The following is a 7,180-nucleotide window of genomic DNA, read 5'->3' on the forward strand; positions in this document are numbered from 1 at the left end:
CCAATCGAGGCTGCACCAAAAAAACGCCATATTTCAGTGCGTCAAACTTATTTATCAAATAACCAGTTTCAAAAAATCGCATTAAATCAATCACTTATCAATTGCACCAAATTGGAATGTATTTTGCTTTATCAGTGCATCTTTAATTCAAATTCGCACCTATATTGGGAGATATTTTGCATGAATGTACAAAATAGCAGCGCAGACGCTTTGTTTATCTTGCTTGGCGCAATCATGATACTAGCAATGCATGCGGGCTTTGCATTTTTAGAATTAGGCACTGTGCGCAAGAAAAATCAGGTCAATGCCTTGGTTAAGATACTTGTCGACTTTGCAGTATCGACCATCGCCTACTTCTTTGTTGGTTACACCATTGCTTATGGCGTGCAATTTTATTCCAGTGCTGAAGTGCTGGTTGCTAAAAATGGCTTTGAAATGGTTAAATTCTTTTTCTTGCTTACCTTTGCTGCAGCCATTCCCGCCATTATCTCTGGCGGGATTGCCGAGAGGGCAAAATTTCATCCGCAACTGATTGCTACTGCCTTGCTGGTCGGTGTTTTGTATCCTTTTTTTGAAGGTATAGCCTGGAACCAGCGTTTTGGCATACAGGCCTGGCTGAAGGCAATGTTTTCTGAAGAGTTCCATGATTTTGCCGGTTCCGTCGTCGTGCATGCTTTTGGCGGCTGGGTAGCCTTGCCCGCGGTATTGCTGCTGGGAGCTCGCCGTGGCCGCTATATGAAGAATGGCGCGATTGCGGCCCACCCACCGTCCAGTATTCCTTTCCTGGCGCTGGGTGCATGGATACTGACAGTGGGTTGGTTTGGCTTTAATGTCATGAGCGCGCAAACCATGGATAAAATGAATGGCCTGGTAGCCATGAATTCACTGATGGCCATGGTAGGTGGTACTTTGGTCGCATTCACACTTGGCAAGAATGATCCCGGATTTGTTTATAACGGGCCACTGGCGGGTCTGGTCGCAGTTTGTGCCGGTTCTGATCTCATGCATCCCTTGAGCGCTTTGCTTACAGGTGGAATAGCTGGCGCCATCTTTGTCCGGATGTTTACCTGGACCCAGAATAAATGGAAGGTTGATGACGTGCTGGGTGTCTGGCCCCTGCATGGCCTGTGTGGTGCCTGGGGTGGTATTGCCGCTGGCATCTTTGGTTTGAAGTCTCTAGGTGGCCTTGGCGGCGTCAGTTTTATGTCGCAATTACTGGGTACTGCTATAGGGGTTGCTATTGCCTTCGGCGGCGGCTATGTCATCTACGCCAGTCTGAAAAAATTCATAGGCATACGCCTTGATCCTGAAGAGGAATTTGAAGGTGCAGATTTGGCTATACATAAAATCTCATCGACTGCAGAACGTGAAACCAGTTGGTGATATCGAAAAAATGGGCAAATAAAAATTTGCCCATTTTTGATGTCGGCCCAGCTTCAACCATCACGCATGGGTTTGAAAATATCATGCTCATGCATTTGGAAGCGTCCGCCGTCTTTGACTTTCGCCAGGTCTGCAAAGAAAAATTTCAACGTATGGCTTATGGTGGGGAAGGCGATATCATCCCAGGGAATCTGCTCTTCTGAGAATATGCCTACTTCCAGGCTTTCGACACCTGCGGCGTAATTTAAATCCAGCAAGGTGGCGCGATAAAATAGATGTACCTGATGCACATGTGGCACATTCAATATAGAGAATAGTTCATGCAATTGGATATTGGCGCCAGCCTCTTCTTCAGTCTCGCGCTGCGCGGCTTGTGCCGTGGTCTCTTTGTTTTCCATGAAGCCAGCAGGCAAGGTCCAGAAACCCAGGCGTGGCTCTATCGCGCGCTTACACAGCAAAACCTTAGTGGCGCCATCTTCTTCCCATACCGGGATGGAACCTACCACCATCTTGGGGTTTTGGTAGTGGATCGTGCCACAAGCCGTGCAAACAAAGCGTTCACGGGTATCATCGACAGGGATTTGCAAGGTCACCGGGGACGCGCATTCGGAACAGAATTTCATGAGCAAAAGAGTCAAAATTGGCGAATCTGCAGAGTGTAACATCTGTCCGCACAAGTACGGCAAAAGTCCTGTTCCTAGAAAAGGATTGCGCAGAGCAGCAAAACCATGTATAGTTTCATTCTTCAGACGCGGGGTGGAGCAGTCTGGCAGCTCGTCGGGCTCATAACCCGAAGGTCGTAGGTTCAAATCCTGCCCCCGCAACCAAGTATTCAAGCCCTTGATTAGAAATGATCAAGGGCTTTTTGCTATGCTCTTGTTAGACACAAACAAGCATGGGGCTCATGTTCCATGGTGTTGAGTGAGATGGGTTCTTGCATTGAGGTGTAGCGTTTTTGGTGTAATAAAAGCAATTTCTTGTTCGTCAATAAGTGTGAATAATGGTTGTCAGGACTTCTTTTGCAAGCCCTGATTTTTTTTAGTCAGTATTGTTTGATGAGTGCTTGAGTCAACATGGCAGTTCCTTGTAGTTATATGGACCAAGTTGCCTGGTTGGAGTTGCGCCAGCAATTATGGCCGGAAAATACCATGGAAGGGCATTTGTTGGAGATGTCCGAGCTTTTGCAGTTGCCAGATAGATTTGCACAGTTTATCGAATACGACGAATCCGGTCTGGCTTTGGGCATGATTGAAGTATCTCTCAGAAGTGATTATGTGAATGGGACGGAGTCATCCCCAGTAGCTTTTCTTGAAGGTTTGTTTGTCCTGCCCCAGGCAAGAAAAAGAGGAGTCGCCAGAATATTGCTTGCTGAGGCTGAACTATGGGCCAAGCGTATGAGGGCTAGTGAATTTGCTTCGGATGCGCTACTGGAAAACACCGTTAGTCATGACATGCATGCTGCACTCGGCTTTGTGGAGACTGAAGAAGTGGTTTATTTTAAAAAAAGCTTGCTCGACGTGAAGTCGTGACGCGAAGAAATCATTGCCTATTCTGAGTGGCTGGTGGAGCGAATGAAAAATAGTCTCCATGCCTAAAAAGGTGAGACATCGCGTTTTTTTGTCGATCGCCATATTCTCCAGGTTGTCATGGCGAAACAGAGTTGCGGGCTGTGAACAATACTTATCTACTATGACATCAACAATAAAAACGGATACTGCAAGTCAGACAACTTCAGATCTTAGAATTCATTTACCATTTCTTGATGGTATGCGTGCGCTGGCGGCATTGTGGGTGATGCTGGGGCATGCGCACTTGTTTGCCTATGGCTGGTTGAGTCATACTAATTTACTCATGAAGCCCTGGAATGTTTTTCTGTATTTGCACTTGGCTGTCGTGGTATTTCTGGTGCTGTCAGGATTTTGCCTGGCCTTGCCTGTGGTGCGAAATAAGCTGGTCTTGCGGCAAACTTATAGAGAATTCTTGCAATCAAGGGCAATGAGGATTCTGCCACCTTATTTTGCTACCCTGATATTGATTTTGATTATTAATTACTTTTTCCCTATCGCTACCTGGGCGCGTAATTCATCAGGTCTGACATCCAGTATTCCATGGCAAGTTTTGGCAGTCAATTTTAGTTTGATGCAGGATTTTTTTCCGCAATCCAATACCATTAACGGGCCATTCTGGAGTATTGCGACTGAATGGCACCTGTATATGTTTTTCCCCGCCTTGATATTGATTTTGCGTCGCTTTGGCGGTCTTGCGCTTTTGTTTGTGGCAACTGCAGCGGCATGGGGTTTGGTCTGGGTGGCTGATCATCCTCCTGCTTTTCTTTTTGAAAATCAGATCAGTATTTTACATCCACCTTATTTCTGTTTTCTATTTGGAATAGGAATGTTTTCCGCGTGGCTGGTATTTGGGCAAACAACTCAAGAAAGAGTAAGAAAAAGAGGTCTGATTTTTTCATTGGTCGGCGCGGTATTTATCGTTTACTTTTTGTATTTGATACAAAAATTTTCTATTTATGACGCGCGTAGTGCAGGGGCTTTTTTTGATAGGGCGAGAATAATCGATACCGTCTTTGCCGTAGTTGTTGCAGTTTTCCTGGCATGGCTGGCGAGAGGTACATCGCGCAATTGGATAAGAAAATTTCTTGAGTTGAGAGTATTTACAGAAATAGGCAAGTTCTCCTATTCACTCTATCTTGTGCATATCCCTATTTTCGCGATCATCCATCACTATATTGAGGAGATGCATTTGTCGTTGAATTTGCAGCATCTGCATTTCATCTTGCTCAGTGTTTGCGGTACGCTTGCTACTCTGGCTTTTGCGTGGGGATTTGCCAGAATTTTTGAAACTCGCTTATGGCTGGACCTATTAGTCAGGGTGTCCAAATTGCCGGTGAGAGGCTTGCTTCAAACGCGTAGTCAATGATGGCGCACGTACTGTATCCTGGATTTGTATATATATTGTTCATAGTGGTGATTTGGCTGGAGCGCACATATCCTTTAATTGTCTCTGGCTGCAGCAACTGGCAATGTCAATGGTTGTGGGCTGAGTGCTTTTTTTGCGGTCCTTGTATGTGCTGTGATGTTGATTAGCTTGCCAGTTGCTTGCAAGGCAGATGTGCCAGTTTTAAAGATACTGACGACATCTGCTTGTTTTTTTGCCTGATCTTGCATGGATTCTGCTGCAGCAGCAACTTGTTCCACCAGGGCAGAATTTTGTTGGGTGGCATTATCCATTTCAATAATTGCCTGATTGATTTGTTCTATGCCTGCTGTTTGTTCCACGCTGGCAGAACTTATTTGTGACATGATATCTGTCACACGCTTAACGCTGGCTACGACTTCATCCATGGTCACGCCAGCTTCGTCTACCAGTTGGTTGCCGATGTCAACTTTTGCGACTGAAGTGTCAATTAGCAATTTGATTTCTTTTGCGGCAGTTGCAGAGCGCTGAGCCAGATTACGAACCTCCGTGGCAACGACAGCAAAGCCGCGTCCTTGTTCCCCTGCGCGCGCCGCTTCTACGGCAGCATTTAATGCCAGGATATTGGTTTGAAAAGCAATACTGTCGATGACGCTGATAATGTCGACTATTTTCCTGGATGATTCGGCAATGGATGACATGGTGCTGACCACGCGGGAGACTACATTGCCGCCCTTAAGGGCAGTATCTGAAGCGTTTTGTGCCAACTGATTTGCTTCACGGGCATTGTCGGAGTTTTGTTTGACCGTACTGGTAAGTTCTTCCATGGAAGATGCCGTTTCTTCCAGTGCGCTAGCCTGTTGTTCGGTTCGGGCGGATAAGTCCTGGTTGCCCGAGGCGATTTGTACTGAGGCGGTGGCAATTGCATCTGTGCCATTGCGTACCTGGGTAACGATGTCTATCAAATTCTTATTCATATGGGACAATGCACGGAAGAGTGACCCCATTTCATCCCTGCCGGTAATATCAATGGTGCTGCTCAGGTCGCCACTTGCCACGTTTTTTGCGATTTTTACTGCTGTGTTAATGGGTTTAATGATGCGCCTGGTGATGGACCAGGCAATAAATGCGCTGGTTATGGTCGCAAATATACCTACGACTATCATTAATTGATTTGCTGATTCTGCCGTTGTTTTTGTTTCCTTGGCTGACTCCGTCATCAACTCTTCCTGAAACTTGATGAGTACCTCCATTGCTTCCTGATAGGTGAGTTGCCGGGGTCTGACTTCTTTGAAAAGCAAGTTGTGAGCAGCTTCCTTGCTGCCTGATGTCACTAACCGCACCATTTCATCTCTGGATGGTGTGTATAGTGCACGTTGTTCCAGCATTAATTTAAAAAGCTCTTTGGCTTTTGGGTGGTGAATGGAAGTGGATAGCCTGTCAATTTCAATGCTGATTTCCGCTGATGATTTTTGTATGCTGTCGATCTCTTTTTTAATGTCGGCAAAATCACCCATTAACAAAATATTCCGCAAATTGCGAGCCTGTAAGTTCACATTGTTGATGGTTTTATTCAGAAGGTAAATCTTTTTGTAGCGGTCGTTTACTGTGAGGTCAATCTCACTATTGAGTAAGCTGAGGCGAGATATGCCTACGGCGGCGACGACTAAAAGCAGGCAGATGATCACAGAAAAACCTAAATACAGACGCTGCCCAATTTTTAGATTGACGATATTCATTTTAGATATCCTCTGAAGAGCTGCTTGCCTAGTCCGGATTGGCAGCGGTGCCTGATGCAGGGCGGGTTTGGGTGCTGCGTTTATGCTTTTGTGGTGTTGCGGTGGAGAAATAAGGAAATTATCTTTTTACAATTTAAATTGCATTTTACACATCGCTGACAAATAAAGTCCATGCGAAATAATTAACTGTATGTTTTATGCAAAAAAGATAATTTTTTGTGAATGTGTATCGCTGACTGACGGGTTGCTATATTGGCAGTCTGGATCAGATGGTTGTGATTTGAAAATCTGAATGTTGAGTTGAGCTAGTCGGGCAAGAGGAAGTGTTATATCTATAGAGTGCGGGTCACCAACTGCTCCTAGACCGCTTGCGCCGGTATTTGTCAATGTGGGATTGACCCTGGATTCCATCGATACGGATGAAGATTTATCCATTTATCATTTCTGTTTTTCATGTCAGTCAGCATGCTTTGATGAAATACTGTGTCGTATCAGAGTCGCGGGCATAGCATGCATGTACCGGACTAGTGTGACCAATAAATCCATTGAAGTCTGACCAGCTATTCTGTTAAACGCTGACCAGTTCGCGAACGCCTGGATAGCATTGCTATCTCTTGAGCATCCTGCAAATCCCTAATTGTTGAATATTCTTATTCAATCAGACGGCAAATTGCCAAGTGAATCAGTCACCCATTCGCATCCCAAACTGGACACCCTGTCGCATTTCAAAGTGGACACCTAGTCGCCTGATCAGACATTTTTGAGTCAAACAATTAAGTTTCAATGTAATAGAGGTACTCAAATCTAGGGAGAAAGTGAGGTGTACTGTCAATAGCGGACACTCATGTTCTAAGCTGCCTGTGAGTGCCGATTAAAATTTTCAGCAAATAAGGCTGGCGATATATTGCCAAGACGCGAGTGACGTCGCTGGCGGTTATAAAAGCTTTCAATGTATTCCTGGATAGCCGCCTGTGCATCAGCACGTGTTGCATAGCGCTGATGATGTATCAGTTCATTTTTCAGGCTTCCCCAGAAACTCTCCATGGGCGCATTGTCATAGCAGTTTCCCTTGCGTGACATGGATGCCCTCATGCCAAATTGCTCCAGCAACTCCCTGTAACTCAGGG

At 45.5% G+C, this 7,180-nt stretch carries 6 protein-coding genes and 1 tRNA gene; 4 read left to right on the plus strand and 3 right to left on the minus strand.

Features of this window, described 5'->3' with window-relative positions; genetic code table 11:
* Positions 1-180: 180 nt before the first annotated feature.
* Entirely contained in the window at positions 181-1,383 is a 1,203-nt protein-coding gene (locus ACO0LC_RS04510; protein WP_423001011.1) for an ammonium transporter, read from the plus strand.
* A gap of 53 nt (positions 1,384-1,436) precedes the next feature.
* On the opposite strand, the gene ACO0LC_RS04515 is transcribed toward ACO0LC_RS04510, so the two are convergent.
* On the minus strand, positions 1,437-2,006 hold the full coding sequence (locus ACO0LC_RS04515; protein WP_423001013.1) for an NUDIX hydrolase: 570 nt from the start codon (positions 2,004-2,006) through the stop codon (positions 1,437-1,439).
* 127 nt (positions 2,007-2,133) lie between these two features.
* On the opposite strand from ACO0LC_RS04515, the gene ACO0LC_RS04520 reads away from it, so the two are divergent.
* The 3 genes from ACO0LC_RS04520 (at position 2,134) to ACO0LC_RS04530 (ending at position 4,317) form a co-directional block, all read left to right on the plus strand.
* Positions 2,134-2,210 (plus strand) — tRNA-Met (locus tag ACO0LC_RS04520).
* 246 nt (positions 2,211-2,456) lie between these two features.
* Positions 2,457-2,912, plus strand: a complete 456-nt coding sequence (aac(6'), locus tag ACO0LC_RS04525) for an aminoglycoside 6'-N-acetyltransferase (RefSeq protein ID WP_423001015.1) — start codon at positions 2,457-2,459, stop codon at positions 2,910-2,912.
* Positions 2,913-3,072: 160 nt separating this feature from the next.
* The gene (locus ACO0LC_RS04530) at positions 3,073-4,317 is read left to right on the plus strand and encodes an acyltransferase family protein (RefSeq protein ID WP_423001017.1); all 1,245 of its coding nucleotides are present in this window, start codon (positions 3,073-3,075) and stop codon (positions 4,315-4,317) included.
* Positions 4,318-4,391: 74 nt separating this feature from the next.
* On the opposite strand, the gene ACO0LC_RS04535 is transcribed toward ACO0LC_RS04530, so the two are convergent.
* The gene (locus ACO0LC_RS04535) at positions 4,392-6,053 is read right to left on the minus strand and encodes a methyl-accepting chemotaxis protein (RefSeq protein WP_423001019.1); all 1,662 of its coding nucleotides are present in this window, start codon (positions 6,051-6,053) and stop codon (positions 4,392-4,394) included.
* Between the two features lie 849 nt (positions 6,054-6,902).
* The coding region (locus tag ACO0LC_RS04540; RefSeq protein ID WP_423001021.1) for an IS3 family transposase at positions 6,903-7,180 on the minus strand (278 nt) is incomplete at its 5' end.

Origin of the sequence: Undibacterium sp. JH2W (assembly GCF_049340425.1) — a bacterium.
Classification (GTDB): domain Bacteria; phylum Pseudomonadota; class Gammaproteobacteria; order Burkholderiales; family Burkholderiaceae_D; genus Undibacterium.